The organism is Streptomyces sp. SCPE 10 (assembly GCF_051980735.1).
GTDB lineage: Bacteria > Actinomycetota > Actinomycetes > Streptomycetales > Streptomycetaceae > Streptomyces > Streptomyces misionensis.
Window position 1 is genome coordinate 5,999,043 of sequence record NZ_CP197069.1, and the last position, 17,059, is coordinate 6,016,101.

Here is a 17,059-nt window from a genome sequence, read left to right on the forward strand (position 1 = left end):
GTCCTGGAGAAGGCGAGGACTTGAGCATGGGATCCACTGCGCACCACGACCGTGAGGGTGTCGGCCGACGCGATCTGATCAAGCGTTCCGCGGCGCTCGGCCTGGTGGCCGTCCCGGGGATGGGCCTGATGTCGGCCTGCGCGAGCAGCGGGGGCGGCGGCCAGAGCAAGGCCAAGGAGGGCAAGAAGACCGCGAAGAACCCGCTCGGCGTGAACGACACCGCCAAGATGGAGTTCGTGCTGTTCGACGGCGGCTTCGGCAAGGAGTACGCCCAGGACGCGGTCAAGATCTACGAGAAGGACTTCCCGAAGGCCACGGTGAAGTTCTCCGCCACCCAGAAGATCCAGTCCACCCTCCAGCCCCGCTTCAACCAGGGCAACCCGCCGGACCTCATCGACAACTCCGGCGCCGAGCAGATGGACATGGGCGTCCTGGTCGGCAAGAACCAGCTGGCCGACCTCACCCCGCTGCTGGACGCGCCGTCGTACGACGACCCGAACAAGAAGGTCCGCGACACGCTGCGCCCCGGCATCGTGGAGATGGGCCAGTTCGACGGCAAGCCGGTGTGGATCCTGTACTACGCGTACACGGTCTACGGCGTCTGGTACTCGCAGAAGGCCCTGGACTCGCTCGACGCCGAGTACCCGAAGACCTGGGACGAGATGCTCCAGGTGTGCGAGAAGGCCAAGAAGAAGGGCATGGCGGGCTGGACGTACGCGGGCAAGTACCCGTACTACATCCCCTTCTCGCTGTACCCGATGATCGGCAAGGTCGGCGGGCGCGAGGTGCTGGACGCCATCGACAACCTGGAGCCGAACGCCTGGAAGCACCCGGCGGTCAAGGCGTGCTTCGAGGCGTACTACGAGCTGTTCAAGAAGGGCTACATCCTCCGGGGCACCCCGGGCCTCGACCACATCCAGTCGCAGACCGCCTGGGCCAAGGGCGAGGCCCTGTTCATCCCCAACGGCTCCTGGGTGGAGAACGAGTCGGCCAACGTCATCCCGAAGGACTTCGACCTCGCGGTCTCGGCGCCCTCCGGCATCGACAGCAGCGACAAGATGCCCTTCGGCACCATCTGGGCCTCCGGCGGCGAGCCGTTCATCGTGCCCTCCAAGGCGGCGAACCCCGAGGGCGGCATGGAGCAGCTGCGCATCATGCTGTCGGAGGCGTCCTCGAAGAACTTCACCGCCAAGGTGAAGTCGCTGACCGCCTACAACGGCGGCACCAGCGGCATCGACCTCACCCCGGGCCTGAAGTCGGGCGTGGCGGCGCTCCAGCTGGCCGGCACCAACGTGGTGAACCCGCGCCTGCAGGACTGGTACGTGCAGCTCCAGAAGGAAAAGATCGGTGTGTCCGGTCTCGGCGAGATGATGGCGGGCCGGCTCACCCCGGCGGAGGCGATAAAGAAGATCCAGGGATTCGCCGACGAGGCGGCCAAGGACACCTCCATCAAGCACTACAAGCACCAGTAACCAGCACCCCCGAACGCACCGGAGTGGCGATGCAGCACGGCAAGTACCGGTTCATCGTGGGGTTTCTGGCAGTGCCCCTGGGACTGTACGCGCTCTTCGTGGTGTGGCCGTTCGTCCAGTCCATCTATTACTCGTTCACGGACTGGACCGGCCTGAGCCCCGAATTCAAGATGGTCGGTCTCGACAATTACCAGCGGATGCTGCATGACGACATCTTCTGGAAGTCGTTGCAGCACAGCCTGCTGTTCGCCCTGGTGCTGCCGGTCGTCACGATCAGCCTGGCGCTGTTCTTCGCCTTCATGATCAATGTGGGCGGGCGGCGCAGAAGGGGCGGCCCCGCGATCAGGGGGGTCCGGGGCTCCTCCTTCTACAAGATCGTCTATTTCTTCCCGCAGGTGCTGTCCATCGCGATCGTGGCGCTGCTGTTCCAGTTCGCGTACAACCCGGACAGCGGGGCGGTGAACTCGATCCTGCGCGGCATCGGCCTCGACCACGTCCAGCCGCTGTGGCTGGGCGACCCGAACCTCGCCCTGTGGTGTGTGATGGCGGTGCTCGTCTGGTCCACGGTCGGCTTCTTCGTGGTCCTGTTCTCGGCGGGCATGGCCTCCATCCCGGCCGAGCTGTACGAGGCGGCGCTGATCGACGGCGCCAGCCGCTTCACCACCTTCTTCCGCATCACCCTGCCGCTGCTGTGGGACACCGTGCAGTCCGGCTGGGTCTACATGGGCATCCTCGCGCTGGGCGCCGAGTCGTTCGCGGTCGTACAGATCATGACGACCGGGCCGGGCGGGCCCGACTACTCGACCACGGTGCTGGTCCTGTACGTGTACCAGAAGGCGTTCCGGGACGGTCAGGCCGCCTACGCCACCACCATCGGCGTCGCCCTGCTGGTCGTCACGCTCGCGTTCGCGGCGATCGTGATGCGGCTGGGCCGTCGCGAGCGGCTGGAGTTCTGAAGCGATGAAGACGACCGAGACCCCCGCCCCGCCGCCGGCCGAGCCCGGCGCGAGCGTCGCCAAGACCCGGGCCCCGGCCCCGGGGCCCGCCCCGCACAAGCGCGAGGGCGGCGTCCTCAACGTCTTCTCGCACGGCGTGCTGATCATCTGGGCGATCATGGTGGTCATGCCGCTGCTGTGGGCGGTGATGACGTCCTTCAAGAACGACAGCTCCATCTTCGGCTCGCCCTGGGCGCTGCCGGACCGGCTGCACTTCGAGAACTGGGCGCGGGCCTGGACCGACGCCAACATGAGCGGCTACTTCCTCAACACCGTTCTGGTGGTCGGCGGTTCGCTCGTCGGCACCCTGGTGCTCGGCTCCATGGCGGCCTACGTCCTCGCCCGCTTCGACTTCCCGGGCAACCGCTTCATCTACTACCTGTTCATCGGCGGCATGAGCTTCCCGATCATGCTGGCGCTGGTCCCGCTGTTCTACGTCGTGAACAACATGGGCCTGCTGAACACCATCCACGGGCTGATCCTGGTCTACATCGCGTATTCGCTGCCGTTCACCGTCTTCTTCCTCACGGCGTTCTTCCGCACCCTGCCCACCTCGGTGGCGGAGGCGGCGTTCGTGGACGGGGCTTCGCACTCGCGTACGTTCTTCCAGATCATGCTGCCCATGGCCAAGCCCGGTCTGATCAGCGTGGGCATCTTCAACTTCCTGGGCCAGTGGAACCAGTACATGCTGCCCACGGTCCTCAACACCGACCCGGACAAGAAGGTGCTCACCCAGGGCCTCGTCCAACTGGCGGTCAGCCAGGGCTACAAGGGTGACTGGTCGGGCCTGTTCGCGGGCCTGGTGATGGCCATGCTGCCGGTGCTCGGGGCATACATCGTCTTCCAGCGGCAGGTGGTCCAGGGACTCACCGCGGGGGCGCTCAAGTAGCACCTCACCGGGTGGGATGACCAGGAGTGATCGGCCGAGCGCACGCCGTTCCGGAATCCGGGCGGCGTGCGCCGCCGTGTGCGGACCCGGATCCGGCTCAACCTCTTGACGTGAGTCGCCCCGAACGGCTCAGCTTAGAGTTCACTAGTTGGACATACCCGGGGCCTCGCCGAAGCGGCCCCGCGCTCAGGAGGTCGTCGTGGAGACTCCAGGGTCGCAGTCGTCACTGCACCGAGCCAACCTGGAGCGGGTGGTACGGGCCGTCCGGCTGGCCGGGTCGCTCACGCAGGCGGAGATCGCACGGACGACGGGCCTGTCCGCCGCCACGGTCTCCAACATCGTGCGGGAGCTGAAGGACGGCGGGACGGTCGAGGTCACGCCCACCTCGGCGGGCGGGCGCCGGGCCCGCAGCGTCAGCCTCAGCGGGGACGCGGGCATCGTGATCGGGGTCGACTTCGGCCATATGCACCTGAGGGTCGCCGTCGGCAACCTCGCCCACCAGGTGCTGGCGGAGGAGGCCGAGCCGCTGGACGTGGACGCCTCCGCCGCGCAGGGCTTCGACCGGGCCGAGGAGCTGGTCAGCCGGCTGATCGCGGCCACCGGCGTCGACCGGTCCAAGGTCGCCGGGGTGGGCCTCGGCGTGCCCGGCCCGATCGACCTGGAGTCCGGCACCCTCGGCTCCACCGCGATCCTGCCCGGCTGGGGCGGCACCAGGCCCGCCGAGGAGCTGCGCGAACGCCTCGGCGTGCCGGTGCACGTGGACAACGACGCCAACCTCGGCGCCCTCGGCGAGCTGGTCTGGGGCAGCGGCAAGGGCGTGCGCGACCTCGCCTACATCAAGGTCGCCAGCGGCGTCGGCGCCGGCCTGGTGATCGACGGCAAGATCTACCGCGGTCCCGGCGGCACCGCGGGCGAGATCGGGCACATCACCCTCGACGAGTCCGGCCCGGTCTGCCGCTGCGGCAACCGCGGCTGCCTGGAGACCTTCGCCGCCGCCCGCTACGTGCTCCCGCTGCTCCAGCCGAGCCACGGGCCGGACCTGACCATGGAGGGCGTCGTACGGCTCGCCAGGGAGGGCGACCCGGGATGCCGCCGGGTGGTCGCCGACGTCGGCCGGCACATCGGCAGCGGCGTGGCCAACCTCTGCAATCTGCTCAATCCCAGCCGGGTGGTCCTCGGCGGTGATCTCGCCGAGGCCGGCGAGCTGGTCCTCGGGCCCATCCGAGAGTCCGTCAGCCGCTACGCCATCCCCAGCGCGGCCCGCCAACTGTCCGTACTTCCCGGGGCACTTGGCGGCCGTGCCGAGGTGCTGGGCGCGCTCGCCCTGGCTCTGAGCGAGATGGGCGATTCGGCCCTTCTGGACGGTTCCGTCACCGGAGCCCCGACCGCCGCCACCCCTGCCTTCACTTAGAGAACGGATGGCACCGTTGCCATCTCGTTAAGGATTTACTTCTTGACGTCGCACGTGTGGCCGAGTTGACTTCCAGCCACCTCGGCCGCAACGACGCGGCCTCGTCAGGGAGGTTTTGAGAAGTGAACACGCGTATGCGTCGTGCGGCCTTCGCCGTTGCCGCTGGTGCCATGGCCGTCTCGCTCGCCGCCTGTGGCAGCGCCAAGGAGTCGGGGGGCGGGACCAAGACCACCGACAGCGCCAAGAAGGGCGATGCCATCAAGGTTGGTCTGCTCCTGCCGGAGAACCAGACCGCCCGTTACGAGAAGTTCGACCGCCCCTTGATCGAGAAGAAGGTCAAGGAGCTGACGAACGGCAAGGCCCAGGTGGTCTACGCCAACGCCAAGCAGGACGCGAGCACGCAGAACCAGCAGGTCGACACGATGATCACCAACAAGGTGGACGTGCTCATCGTGGACGCCGTGGACACGGCCGCCATCAAGAGCTCGGTGCAGAAGGCCAAGGACGCGGGCATCCCCGTCGTCGCCTACGACCGTCTCGCGCAGGGCCCGATCAGCGCCTACACCTCGTTCGACAACGAGACCGTCGGCAAGACCCAGGGCGAGGCCCTGCTGAAGGCCCTGGGCTCCAAGGCGAAGTCCGGCAAGATCGTGATGATGAACGGCTCCATCACCGACCCGAACGCCGCGCAGTTCAAGAAGGGCGCCCACGAGGTGCTCGACGGCAAGGTGAACGTCGGCAAGGAGTACGACACCAAGGACTGGAAGCCGGAGAACGCCAACTCCAATATGCAGGCGGCGATCTCCGCCCTCGGCAAGAAGAACATCGTCGGCGTGTACTCCGCCAACGACGGCATGGCCGGCGGTATCATCACCGCCCTCAAGGCGGCCGGCATCTCCGTCCCGGTCACCGGCCAGGACGCGGAACTCGCGGGTGTCCAGCGCATCGTCTCCGGCGACCAGTACATGAGCGTCTACAAGCCCTACGCCCCGGAGGCCGACGCGGCCGCCGAGATGGCCGTGGCCCTCGCCCAGGGCAAGTCGCTCGACTCCATCGCCAAGGACAAGGTCGACAGCCCGACCACCAAGCAGGTGCCGACCGTCATCCTCCCGGTCACCTCGCTGACCAAGGACAACATCAAGGACACCGTCGTCAAGGACGGCATCTACACGGTCGCCGACATCTGCACCGCGCAGTACAAGGCCGCCTGCGACAAGATCGGCCTCAAGTAAGCCGCCGCAACACGCCTTCGTCCTCGGGGAGTTCACTCCCGTAACCCCTGGGGTGTCCCCTTCGTGAGGGGAGAGGGCGTCCCACTGTCCTCCGGCGCTCCGCGACACATACAGCCCCGCAAGCTCGGCGCGGGGCGCCGGACGGAACCCCCCAAACTTTTTCTGCACAACCTCCCGCCGGGTCAGGCGGCGAAGGAGATGGTTCACGTGTCCGCTACGCCCGTGCTGGCGTTGCGCGGGGTCTCCAAGCGGTTCGGTGCCGTCCAGGCGCTCACCGACGTAGAGCTTGAGGTCCACGCCGGTGAGGTGGTCGCCCTGGTGGGCGACAACGGCGCCGGAAAGTCCACGCTGGTCAAGACGATCGCCGGCGTGCATCCCATCGACGAGGGCGTCATCGAATGGGAAGGCCGTGCCGTTCAGGTCAACCGGCCCAACGACGCCCAGTCGCTGGGCATCGCGACGGTCTACCAGGACCTCGCGCTGTGCGACAACATCGATGTCGTCGGCAACCTCTACCTCGGGCGGGAGCTGCGCAAGTACGGCGTCCTGGACGAGGTCGAGATGGAGCGCCGCTCGCGTGCGCTGCTCGACCAGCTGTCGATCCGCATCCCCAGCGTCCGCATCCCGATCGCCTCGCTCTCCGGCGGTCAGCGCCAGGTGGTGGCCATCGCCCGCTCCATGCTCGGCGAGCCCAAGCTGGTCATCCTGGACGAGCCCACCGCGGCCCTCGGCGTCGAGCAGACCGCACAGGTGCTCGACCTGGTGGAGCGGCTGCGCGAACGCGGCCACGCCGTCATCCTCATCAGCCACAACATGGCCGACGTCAAGGCCGTCGCCGACAAGGTGGCGGTGCTCCGGCTCGGCCGCAACAACGGCGTGTTCGAGGTCGCCTCGACCTCGCAGGAAGAGATCATCTCCGCCATCACCGGCGCCACCGACAACGCCGTCACCCGGCGTGCGGCCCGTAGCACCAAGGAGGTCCAGAAGTGAGCCTGGACAAGACCTCCACGCCTCCCGAGGACCACGCTCCCCAGGACGCCGTCGTGGAGAACCCCGAGGCGGCGGCCGGCACCGTCACCGCCGTGGACCCCCGCCTGCTCGTGCGCGAGCAGGGCTTCGCGGGCTACGTCACCGAGTTCAAGCGGAAGATGAAGGCCGGTGACCTCGGCTCGGTCCCGGTCATCATCGGCCTCGCGGTCATCTGGATCATCTTCCAGAGCCTGAACTCCAACTTCCTCACCGCGGGCAACCTCTCCGACATCTCCGTCGACATGGTCGGCACGGGCATGATCGCCGTCGGCATCGTGTTCGTCCTGCTGCTCGGCGAGATCGACCTCTCGGTCGGCTCGGTCTCCGGTGTCGCGGGCGCCTCCTACGCGGTGCTGACGGTCACCCACGGCATGTCCGCCTGGCTCGCCCTGGTGCTGTCCATCCTGGTGGGCACCGTCGCGGGCGCGCTGCACGGCTTCTTCTTCGCGAAGATCGGTGTCCCGGCGTTCGCCGTCACCCTGGCCGGTCTGCTCTTCTGGAACGGCTTCATGCTCCAGATCCTGGGCGACAGCGGCACCATCAACCTGGACAGCGAGGGCCTGGTCGCCAAGCTGACCAGCTACTACTTCTCCGACGTCGCCGCCGCCTACGGGCTCGCCCTCGTCGCCACCGTGCTGTTCTTCCTCACCTCCTTCCTGGGCAACCGGCGCCGGGAGGCGGCCGGGGTGCCCTCGCGGCCGCTGAGCGAGACGATCCTGCGCACGGTGCTGCTCGCGGTCGTGTCCTTCGCCGCCGCGGCCGTCTACAACCAGTACAAGGGCCTGCCGCTGGCCGTCGTGATCTTCCTCGCGATGCTGGTGATCACGGACTTCGTGCTGCGCCGCACCGCCTACGGCCGCAAGGTGTTCGCGCTCGGCGGCAGCGTCGAGGCGTCCCGGCGCGCCGGTATCAACGTCAACATGGTGCGCATCTCGGTCTTCGCGATCTCCGGCACCTTCGCGGCCATCGGCGGTCTGATGCTGGCCTCCAAGATCGCCGCGGCCAACCAGGGCGCCGGCAGCGGTGACCTGCTGATGAACGCGATCGCGGCGGCGGTCATCGGTGGCACCTCGCTCTTCGGCGGCCGCGGCCGCACCTGGAACGCGCTGCTCGGTGTGCTGGTGATCGTCTCGATCCAGTACGGCCTCGCGCTCGAGGGCATCGCGTCGCCGGTGCAGTACATGATCACCGGTGGTGTGCTGCTCGCGACCGTCGTGATCGACGCGATCACCCGTAAGACGCAGAAGACCGCAGGGCGGGCGTAACACCCCCCGTTCCGGCGGACCCACGTGCCCGGCACCCGCAAAGGTGCCGGGCACGTTCATGCCGGGCGCTACCGGAAAGTTAGACTCTGGCGAGCCCGGGAAGCTCGATCAGCTCTATTGCAAGGAGGCACGGGTGCCGCTGCTGACCCGCATCAGGGGACCGCGCGATCTGGACCGGCTCAGCCTGGAGGAGCTGGACCAGCTGGCAGGGGAGATCCGCACCTTCCTCGTCGACGCCGTGTCCAAGACCGGCGGACACCTCGGCCCCAACCTGGGCGTGGTCGAACTCACCATCGCCCTGCACCGGGTCTTCGAATCCCCCAAGGACAAGGTGCTGTGGGACACAGGTCACCAGTCCTACGTGCACAAGCTGCTCACCGGCCGGCAGGACTTCTCCCGGCTGAAGATGAAGGGCGGCCTGTCCGGCTACCCCGCGCAGGCCGAGTCCGAGCACGACGTCATCGAGAACAGCCACGCCTCCACGGTGCTCGGCTGGGCCGACGGCATCGCCAAGGCCAACCAGCTGATGAAGCGGGACAGCCACGTCGCCGCCGTCATCGGTGACGGCGCGCTCACCGGCGGCATGGCCTGGGAGGCGCTCAACAACATCGCCGCCGCCAAGGACCGCCCCCTCGTCATCGTTGTCAACGACAACGAGCGGTCGTACGCCCCCACCATCGGCGGCCTCGCCAACCACCTGGCCACCCTGCGCACCACCGACGGCTACGAGCGCTTCCTCGCCCGCACCCGCGAGGTGCTGGAGAAGACCCCCGTCGTCGGCAGGCAGCTCTACGAGACGCTGCACGGCGCCAAGAAGGGCCTGAAGGACTTCATCGCCCCGCAGGGCATGTTCGAGGACCTGGGCCTGAAGTACGTCGGCCCGATCGACGGCCACGACATCGAGGCGCTGGAGTCCGCGCTGGCCCGCGCCAAGCGGTTCGGCGGACCGGTCATCGTGCACTGCCTCACCGAGAAGGGCCGCGGCTACCAGCCCGCCCTCCAGGACGAGGCCGACCGCTTCCACGCCGTCGGCAAGATCCACCCGGACACCGGCCTGCCGATCGCCGCCTCCGGCGCCGACTGGACCTCCGTGTTCGGCGAGGAGATGGTGAAGCTCGGCGAGGAGCGCGAGGACCTGGTCGCCATCACCGCGGCCATGCTCCAGCCGGTCGGCCTCGACAAGTTCGCCAAGCGCTTCCCCGACCGGGTGTACGACGTCGGCATCGCGGAGCAGCACGGCGCCGTCTCCGCCGCCGGCCTCGCCCACGCCGGGGTGCACCCCGTCTTCGCCGTCTACGCCACCTTCCTCAACCGCGCCTTCGACCAGGTCCTGATGGACGTGGCTCTGCACAAGTGCGGCGTCACCTTCGTCCTGGACCGGGCCGGGGTCACCGGCACCGACGGCGCCTCGCACAACGGCATGTGGGACATGTCGATCCTTCAGGTCGTGCCCGGTCTGCGGATGGCCGCGCCGCGCGACGCCGACCAGGTGCGGGCCCAGCTGCGCGAGGCGGTCGCCGTCGAGGACGCGCCGACCGTGGTCCGCTTCTCCAAGGGCGCCGTCGGCCCCGCCGTGCCCGCCGTGGGCAAGGTCGGCGGCATGGACGTGCTGCGCGAGGCGGGCACCGACCGCCCGGACGTGCTGCTGGTCTCGGTGGGCGCCCTCGCCCCGATGTGCCTGGAGATCGCCGGCCTGCTCGACCGGCAGGGCATCTCCACCACGGTCGTCGACCCGCGCTGGGTCAAGCCGGTGGACGAGGCGATGGCCCCGCTGGCCGAGCGGCACCGGGTCGTCGTCACCGTCGAGGACAACAGCCGTGTCGGCGGCGTCGGCTCGACCATCGCCCAGGCGCTGCGCGACGCGGGCGTGGACGTGCCGCTGCGCGACTTCGGCATCCCGCCGCGCTTCCTCGACCACGCCTCGCGTGCCGAGGTGCTCACCGAGATCGGGCTGACCGCGCCCGACATCGCCCGCCAGGTCACCGGTCTGGTCGCCAAGCTCGACGGCCGGTTCGACCGTACGGCGCAGACGGTGGACTCCGTGGAACCCGCGCGCGACTAGGACGAGCGCTCCCGGCCGGGCCGGTTCCGCCCCTCCTTGCGGTGGCGGAACCGGCTCGGGTGCGTAAGCCTGCCTGTCACGGGGCACTCGCGTCCCGGTCCTCTCGATCGTGTCGAGCCAGGTCGAGGACGACAAGCGTGGGAGGCAGCAAGGTGAGCAGCTCGCTCTTCCGGACGAAGAACGTCGAGCAGTCGATCCGGGACACGGAAGAACCGGAGCACGCGCTCAAGAAATCGCTCTCCGCGCTCGATCTGACCGTTTTCGGCGTCGGTGTCATCATCGGTACCGGTATCTTCGTGCTGACCGGACAGGTCGCCAAGAACAACGCCGGTCCCGCGGTCGCCCTCGCCTTCGTCGCGGCCGGCGTGGTCTGCGCCCTCGCCGCCCTGTGCTACGCGGAGTTCGCCTCCACGGTCCCGGTGGCGGGCTCGGCCTACACCTTCAGTTACGCCTCCCTGGGCGAGCTGCCCGCCTGGATCATCGGCTGGGACCTGGTCCTGGAGTTCGCGCTCGGTACCGCGGTGGTCGCCGTCGGCTGGTCCGGCTACATCCGCTCGCTGCTCGACAACGCGGGCTGGCACCTGCCCGCGTACCTCTCCGGCCGGGACGGCGCCCACGGCTTCGGCTTCGACATCCTCGCCGCGATCCTGGTGCTGGTGCTCACCGCCATCCTCGTCCTCGGCATGAAGCTTTCGGCCCGGATCACCTCGCTGGTCGTCGCGATCAAAGTGGCCGTGGTGCTCGTCGTGATCATCGCCGGTGCCTTCTTCGTCAACACCGACAACTACCGCCCGTTCATCCCGCCGGCCCAGCCGGTGCCGGCCGGCGGCAGCCTCAAGGCCCCACTGGTGCAGCTGATGTTCGGCTGGGCGCCCGCCGACTTCGGCGTGATGGGCATCTTCACCGCGGCCTCCGTGGTGTTCTTCGCCTTCATCGGCTTCGACATCGTGGCCACCGCCGCCGAGGAGACCCGCAACCCCCAACGGGACGTGCCGCGTGGCATCCTCGGCTCCCTCCTCATCTGCACCCTGCTCTACGTGGCCGTCTCCGTCGTCGTCACCGGCATGCAGAAGTACACCCGGCTGTCCGTGGACGCCCCGCTCGCCGACGCCTTCAAGGCCATCGGCCACCCCTGGTACGCGGGCGTGATCAGCTTCGGCGCCGCCGTCGGCCTGACCACGGTGTGCCTGATCCTGCTGCTCGGGCAGACCCGGGTGTTCTTCGCGATGAGCCGCGACGGGCTGCTGCCGCGCTTCTTCTCCCGGGTCCACCCCCGGTTCCGCACCCCGCACCGGCCGACCATCCTGCTCGGCGTGGTCATCGCGATCGTCGCCGGCTTCACCAGCCTCAGCGAACTGGCCGAACTGGTCAACATCGGCACCCTGTTCGCCTTCGTGGTCGTCGCGATCAGCGTGATCATCCTGCGCAGGACGCGCCCCGACCTGCCCCGCGCCTTCCGCACCCCGTGGGTCCCGTTCGTGCCCGTCGTGTCCGTGCTGGCGACGCTCTGGCTGATGCTCAATCTGCCCGCCGAGACCTGGCTGCGGTTCGCCATCTGGATGGTGGTCGGCTTCGTCGTCTACTTCCTCTACGGCCGTACCCACAGCCGCCTCGCCGAGCGCGGCCGGCAGGAACCGGAGCCCGCGCCGCCGGCGCCGTGAGCGGCCCGCACGGGCCGGTTCAGCCGCGCACCGTACGCGGACCGGCCACCCGCGCGCCCAGCGCGCTCACCCGCCGCCGCAGCTCCCGATCGGCCGTGACGACCAGACAGGTACGGCCCGCACCCTCGGCCACCAGCTCCACGATCCGGTCGTCCCCGCTGCCGGGCGCCGCCACCACCCGCACCCCGGGCACCGAGGCCACCCCGCGGGCGGCCCCCTCCACCACCAGCACCACCTCGACGGGTCCCGCCAGCTCCGCCGTACCGGCCCGCGCGTACGCCACCAGCCGGTCCCGCAGCCGCTCGGCCGCCCCGCGCCGGTCCCGCCACCAGCCGTCGGGCACGGACCCGACGACGTTCGCGCCGTCGACGATCAGCAGGGGCGGGGCCGGGGCCGCGGCGTCCGGGTCGTCGGGGGTGTCCGAGGGGTTCGTCATACCTGCCATGGTGCCCCCTCGCCCGGTGCCGGTCCGCCGCGGCTTAAAGTGACCGGGTGAACGGTGACTGGCTTCTTCGTGGCCGAGACGGCCGGCTCAGTGTTTACCAGTCGTCCGGCGACGCCGTCCTGTGCCGCGCGGAGCGCGCGCCCGGCGGGCCCTGGGACGAGGCGCGCAAGGTCGGGGGAGAGCAGAAGCTGCTCCCCGTCCTGGCCGTCGGTCAGGGCACCGACGGTTACGCCCATCTGGTGGCCTGGCGGCCCACCGTCCAGGGCGAGGCGGGGCTGGTGCACTCCACGCACTTCCGCGCCCGGCTCGCGGCCCTGGACTGGAACCCGGTCGGGCACCCGAACAAGAAGGGCGACCGCACCGGTACGCCCGCCGTCGCCGTGGACGCCGAGGGCCGCGCCCATGTCTTCGTGCGCAACAAGGGCGGCGGCGTGAGCATGCTCGCGCAGAAGGAGAAGGGCGGCTGGGAGCCCTGGCAGGACATCCAGGGCAAGGACGTCCAGGACGGGCTCGCCGCGGTGACGGGGGAGTCCGGCAGGGTCGAACTGTACGCGGCCGTCCCCGAGGGCCTGCTGTACTGGCGTCAGGAGGAGCCCGGCGCCCGCCCGGTCCTCGTCCAGTCGCTCAAGGCGCCGGTCCGCCCGGGGACGCTGTACGCCCTCGCCACCTCGCCCGCGAGCACCACGCTCTACTACACCGGTACCGGGGGCGAGCTGTGGGCCTGGCGCCCGGGCGGCGAGCCGGTCGCCCTGCTGCCGTCCGCCGGGCACGGCCCGGTCGCCGCCGTCCGCTGCGAGCTCGACGGCCACGACTGCACGCTGCTCGCCCAGCGTTCGGCGAGCGGCCGGGTCGCCTTCGCGGCCTATCCGACCGAACTGGAGTCCGCGGGCGCCTGGTGGACCGAGTCCGGCCCGCAGCTCACCGTGGACGCCCGGGTGAGCCTCGGCACGGACGCCGACGGCCGGGTGGTGGCCGCCACGCTGTCCCCGTCGACCGGCACGCTCCTGCTGACCCGGCGCAAGGACGAACCGGGGCTGGCGCTGGAGGCCTGGCGGGCCGTCTGAGCCCGTACCACGGCCGGGGCGGCCCCAAGGGCTTCCGCCGGGCAAGCGAAAGGGCCCCCGCCGCCGCGGGGGCCCTTCCTGCCGCCTTCCGGTGTTACGCCGGGACGCTGGCCACGCCAGGGGCCAGGAACTTCCTTCCGTTCACGCGCTCCGAGACGCCCTCACGGTCCAGGTACGGCGTGATGCCGCCCAGGTGGAAGGGCCAGCCGGCGCCCGTGATCAGGCACAGGTCGATGTCCTGGGCCTCGGCGACGACGCCCTCGTCGAGCATGAGCCCGATCTCCTGCGCGACCGCGTCCAGGACGCGCGTGCGCACCTGCTCCTCGGTCAGCACGGAGTCGCCCTGCTTCAGCAGCGCGGCGACCTCGGGGTCCAGCTCCGGCTTGCCGCTGTCGTAGACGTAGAAGCCGCGCTTGCCCGCCTCGACCACGGCCTTGAGGTTCGGGGACACCGTGAAGCGGTCCGGGAAGGCCCGGTTGAGGGTCTCCGAGACGTGCAGACCGATCGCCGGGCCGACCAGCTCCAGCAGGACCAGCGGGGACATCGGCAGGCCCAGCGGCTCGACCGCCTTCTCGGCGACGGCGACCGGGGTGCCCTCGTCGATGACGTTCTGGATCTCGCCCATGAAGCGGGTCAGGATGCGGTTGACGACGAACGCCGGGGCGTCCTTGACCAGCACCGCGGTCTTCTTCAGCTTCTTGGCGACCGCGAAGGCGGTGGCCAGGGAGGCGTCGTCGGTCTGCTCGCCGCGGACGATCTCCAGCAGCGGCAGGATCGCGACCGGGTTGAAGAAGTGGAAGCCCACGACCCGCTCGGGGTGCTGGAGCTTCGACGCCATCTCCGACACCGACAGCGAGGATGTGTTGGTCGCGAGGATCGCGTGCGCCGGGGCGACCGCCTCGACCTCCGCGAACACCTTCTGCTTGACGCTCATCTCCTCGAACACGGCCTCGATGACGAAGTCCGCGTCCGCGAAGCCCTCGGCCTTGTCCAGGACACCGGTGACCAGCGCCTTGAGGCGGTTGGCCTTGTCCTGGTTGATCCGGCCCTTGCCGAGCAGCTTGTCGATCTCGGCGTGGACGTAGCCCACACCCTTGTCGACGCGCTCCTGGTCGATGTCGGTCAGCACGACCGGCACCTCCAGGCGGCGCAGGAAGAGCAGCGCGAGCTGGCTGGCCATCAGACCGGCGCCGACGACGCCCACCTTGGTGACCGGGCGGGCCAGGTTCTTGTCCGGGGCGCCCGCAGGCCGCTTGCCGCGCTTCTGCACCAGGTTGAACGCGTAGATGCCGGCGCGCAGTTCGCCGCCCATGATCAGGTCGGCGAGCGCCTGGTCCTCGGCGTCGAAGCCCTGCTGGAGGTCGCCGTTCTTGGCGGCCTCGATGATGTCCAGGGCGCGGTAGGCGGCCGGGGCCGCGCCGTGCACCTTGGAGTCCGCGATGAAGCGGCCCTTTGCCACGGCCTGGTCCCAGGCCTCGCCGCGGTCGACCTCGGGGCGCTCGACCTCGACGTCGCCCTTGAGGACCTTGGCGGTCCAGATCAGCGACTGCTCCAGGAAGTCGGCGCCCTCGAACAGCGCGTCGGCGATGCCGAGTTCGAAGACCTGCTTGCCCTTGAGCTGCTTGTTCTGGTTCAGCGAGTTCTCGATGATGACCGAGACGGCCTTGTCGGCGCCGATCAGGTTCGGCAGCAGGGTGCAGCCGCCCCAGCCGGGGACCAGGCCGAGGAAGACCTCGGGCAGCGAGAACGCGGGGAGCGCCTTGGAGACGGTCCGGTAGGTGCAGTGCAGGCCGACCTCGACGCCGCCGCCCATGGCCGCGCCGTTGTAGTAGGCGAAGGTCGGCACGGCGAGCCCGGACAGGCGCTTGAAGACCTCGTGGCCGCCCTTGCCGATGGCGAGCGCGTGCTCGTGCTCCTTCAGCAGCTCGACGCCCTTGAGGTCGGCGCCGACGGCGAAGATGAACGGCTTGCCGGTGATGCCGATGCCGACGATCTCACCGTCGGCCGCCTCCTTCTCCACCTGGTCGATCGCGGTGTTGAGGTTCGCGAGCGAGGCCGGGCCGAAGGTGGTGGGCTTGGTGTGGTCCAGGCCGTTGTCGAGGGTGATCAGCGCGAACCGGCCGGCGCCGAAGGGCAGCTCGAAGTGGCGTACGTGCGCGCTGGTGACGACCTCGTCGGGGAACAGGTCCGAGGCCTGCTTCAGAAGCTCGGCGGTGGTGCTCACTTGTCCCCCTCGAAGTGCGGGTTCTCCCAGATGACCGTCGCGCCCATGCCGAAGCCGACGCACATGGTGGTCAGGCCGTAGCGGACGTTCGGCTGCTCCTCGAACTGGCGGGCCAGCTGCGTCATCAGACGGACGCCGGAGGAGGCCAGCGGGTGGCCGAACGCGATGGCGCCGCCGTACTGGTTGACGCGCGCGTCGTCGTCCGCGATGCCGTAGTGCTCCAGGAAGGCCAGGACCTGGACGGCGAAGGCCTCGTTGATCTCGAACAGGCCGATGTCCGAGATGGACAGGCCCGCCTTGGCGAGGGCCTTCTCGGTGGCCGGGATCGGGCCGTAGCCCATGACCTCCGGCTCCACGCCCGCGAAGGCGTAGGAGACGAGGCGCATCTTGACCGGCAGGCCGTGCTCGCGGGCGAAGTCCTCGGACGCGATGATCGACGCGGTGGCGCCGTCGTTCAGACCGGCCGCGTTGCCCGCGGTGACCCGGCCGTGCACCCGGAACGGCGTCTTCAGGCCCGCCAGGTTCTCCAGGGTGGTGCCCGGGCGCATCGGCTCGTCGGCGGTCACCAGACCCCAGCCGGTCTCGCCGCCCTCGGGGCTGGTGCGGCGCACCGAGATCGGCACCAGGTCCTGCTGGATCTTGCCGTTGGCGTACGCCTTGGCGGCCTTCTCCTGCGAGCGCACCGCGTACTCGTCGGCGCGCTGCTTGGTGATGCTCGGGTAGCGGTCGTGCAGGTTCTCCGCGGTCATGCCCATGAACAGGGCCGACTCGTCCACCAGCTTCTCGCTCACGAACCGCGGGTTCGGGTCCACGCCCTCGCCCATCGGGTGGCGGCCCATGTGCTCGACGCCACCGGCGATGACGGCGTCGTAGGCGCCGAACGCGATCGAACCGGCGGTGGTCGTCACGGCGGTCAGCGCGCCGGCGCACATCCGGTCGATGGAGTAGCCCGGCACGGACTGCGGCAGACCGGCGAGGATCCCGGCGGTACGGCCGAGGGTGAGGCCCTGGTCGCCGATCTGGGTGGTCGCGGCGATGGCGACCTCGTCGATCTGCTTGGGGTCCAGGCCGGGGTTGCGGCGCAGCAGCTCCCGGATCGCCTTCACGACGAGGTCGTCGGCGCGAGTCTCGTGGTAGATGCCCTTCGGGCCCGCCTTGCCGAACGGGGTGCGGACGCCGTCGACGAAGACGACGTCCCTGACGGTACGAGGCACGATGGCTCTCCTCCATGGTGCGGGACGCTGAGCGCTTGCTTAAGCCCATGCTACTTGCGAGTAATGTAGCTGCACAGTCCCGGCGGGGCCAGCGGT

The 17,059-nt window shown here is 69.5% G+C and carries 13 protein-coding genes; 10 read left to right on the plus strand and 3 right to left on the minus strand.

The genetic code is table 11. The annotated features are described in order from the left end of the window. The first annotated feature begins 26 nt into the window (after window positions 1-26). The 9 genes from ngcE to ACSP97_RS27585 all read left to right on the plus strand — a co-directional run bounded on the left by ngcE (window position 27) and on the right by ACSP97_RS27585 (window position 12,016). Window positions 27-1,472 (plus strand): N-acetylglucosamine/diacetylchitobiose ABC transporter substrate-binding protein, encoded by a 1,446-nt coding sequence (gene ngcE, locus ACSP97_RS27545; protein ID WP_355148436.1) that lies wholly within the window; start codon window positions 27-29, stop codon window positions 1,470-1,472. A 29-nt stretch (window positions 1,473-1,501) separates the two neighbouring features. Beyond that, window positions 1,502-2,428, plus strand: a complete 927-nt coding sequence (locus ACSP97_RS27550; RefSeq protein WP_388314332.1) for a carbohydrate ABC transporter permease — start codon at window positions 1,502-1,504, stop codon at window positions 2,426-2,428. A 4-nt stretch (window positions 2,429-2,432) separates the two neighbouring features. Further along, complete coding sequence (locus ACSP97_RS27555) at window positions 2,433-3,356, plus strand: carbohydrate ABC transporter permease (protein ID WP_355148434.1); 924 nt, start codon at window positions 2,433-2,435, stop codon at window positions 3,354-3,356. 199 nt (window positions 3,357-3,555) lie between these two features. Beyond that, a complete protein-coding gene (locus ACSP97_RS27560) occupies window positions 3,556-4,767 on the plus strand; it encodes an ROK family transcriptional regulator (protein WP_355148432.1) in 1,212 nt (403 codons plus the stop codon). Between the two features lie 134 nt (window positions 4,768-4,901). Beyond that, a complete protein-coding gene (locus ACSP97_RS27565) occupies window positions 4,902-5,999 on the plus strand; it encodes a substrate-binding domain-containing protein (RefSeq protein ID WP_355148673.1) in 1,098 nt (365 codons plus the stop codon). Window positions 6,000-6,197: 198 nt separating this feature from the next. Continuing rightward, a complete protein-coding gene (locus ACSP97_RS27570; protein ID WP_180328904.1) occupies window positions 6,198-6,989 on the plus strand; it encodes an ATP-binding cassette domain-containing protein in 792 nt (263 codons plus the stop codon). Next, window positions 6,986-8,293, plus strand: a complete 1,308-nt coding sequence (locus tag ACSP97_RS27575; protein WP_355148430.1) for a sugar ABC transporter permease — start codon at window positions 6,986-6,988, stop codon at window positions 8,291-8,293. The genes ACSP97_RS27570 and ACSP97_RS27575 overlap by 4 nt, the downstream gene beginning before the upstream one ends. 133 nt (window positions 8,294-8,426) lie before the next feature. Then, window positions 8,427-10,355 carry a 1-deoxy-D-xylulose-5-phosphate synthase gene (gene dxs, locus ACSP97_RS27580; RefSeq protein WP_355330400.1) on the plus strand — a complete coding sequence of 643 codons (1,929 nt, stop codon included), beginning with the start codon at window positions 8,427-8,429 and terminating at the stop codon, window positions 10,353-10,355. Window positions 10,356-10,507: 152 nt separating this feature from the next. Next, window positions 10,508-12,016 (plus strand): amino acid permease, encoded by a 1,509-nt coding sequence (locus ACSP97_RS27585; RefSeq protein ID WP_355330422.1) that lies wholly within the window; start codon window positions 10,508-10,510, stop codon window positions 12,014-12,016. Window positions 12,017-12,035: 19 nt separating this feature from the next. Here the strand turns inward: ACSP97_RS27585 and ACSP97_RS27590 are convergent, their stop codons facing one another. Continuing rightward, the gene (locus ACSP97_RS27590) at window positions 12,036-12,452 is read right to left on the minus strand and encodes an NTP pyrophosphohydrolase (RefSeq protein ID WP_355330398.1); all 417 of its coding nucleotides are present in this window, start codon (window positions 12,450-12,452) and stop codon (window positions 12,036-12,038) included. A 56-nt stretch (window positions 12,453-12,508) separates the two neighbouring features. On the opposite strand from ACSP97_RS27590, the gene ACSP97_RS27595 reads away from it, so the two are divergent. Beyond that, entirely contained in the window at window positions 12,509-13,525 is a 1,017-nt protein-coding gene (locus ACSP97_RS27595; protein WP_440554723.1) for a hypothetical protein, read from the plus strand. A 94-nt stretch (window positions 13,526-13,619) separates the two neighbouring features. On the opposite strand, the gene ACSP97_RS27600 is transcribed toward ACSP97_RS27595, so the two are convergent. Beyond that, on the minus strand, window positions 13,620-15,749 hold the full coding sequence (locus tag ACSP97_RS27600; RefSeq protein WP_355148423.1) for a 3-hydroxyacyl-CoA dehydrogenase NAD-binding domain-containing protein: 2,130 nt from the start codon (window positions 15,747-15,749) through the stop codon (window positions 13,620-13,622). After that, entirely contained in the window at window positions 15,746-16,963 is a 1,218-nt protein-coding gene (locus ACSP97_RS27605; protein ID WP_355148421.1) for a thiolase family protein, read from the minus strand. Before ACSP97_RS27605 ends, ACSP97_RS27600 begins: the two co-directional genes overlap by 4 nt. Between the last annotated feature and the right edge of the window lie 96 nt (window positions 16,964-17,059).

Bases quoted from the DNA above. Each gene is read 5' to 3' on its own strand.
- ngcE (WP_355148436.1), top strand. From the start codon at position 27: ATGGGATCCACTGCGCACCACGACCGTGAGGGTGTCGGCCGACGCGAT.
- ACSP97_RS27550 (WP_388314332.1), top strand. From the start codon at position 1,502: ATGCAGCACGGCAAGTACCGGTTCATCGTGGGGTTTCTGGCAGTGCCC.
- ACSP97_RS27555 (WP_355148434.1), top strand. From the start codon at position 2,433: ATGAAGACGACCGAGACCCCCGCCCCGCCGCCGGCCGAGCCCGGCGCG.
- ACSP97_RS27565 (WP_355148673.1), top strand. From the start codon at position 4,902: ATGCGTCGTGCGGCCTTCGCCGTTGCCGCTGGTGCCATGGCCGTCTCG.
- ACSP97_RS27570 (WP_180328904.1), top strand. From the start codon at position 6,198: ATGGTTCACGTGTCCGCTACGCCCGTGCTGGCGTTGCGCGGGGTCTCC.
- ACSP97_RS27590 (WP_355330398.1), bottom strand. From the start codon at position 12,452: ATGACGAACCCCTCGGACACCCCCGACGACCCGGACGCCGCGGCCCCG.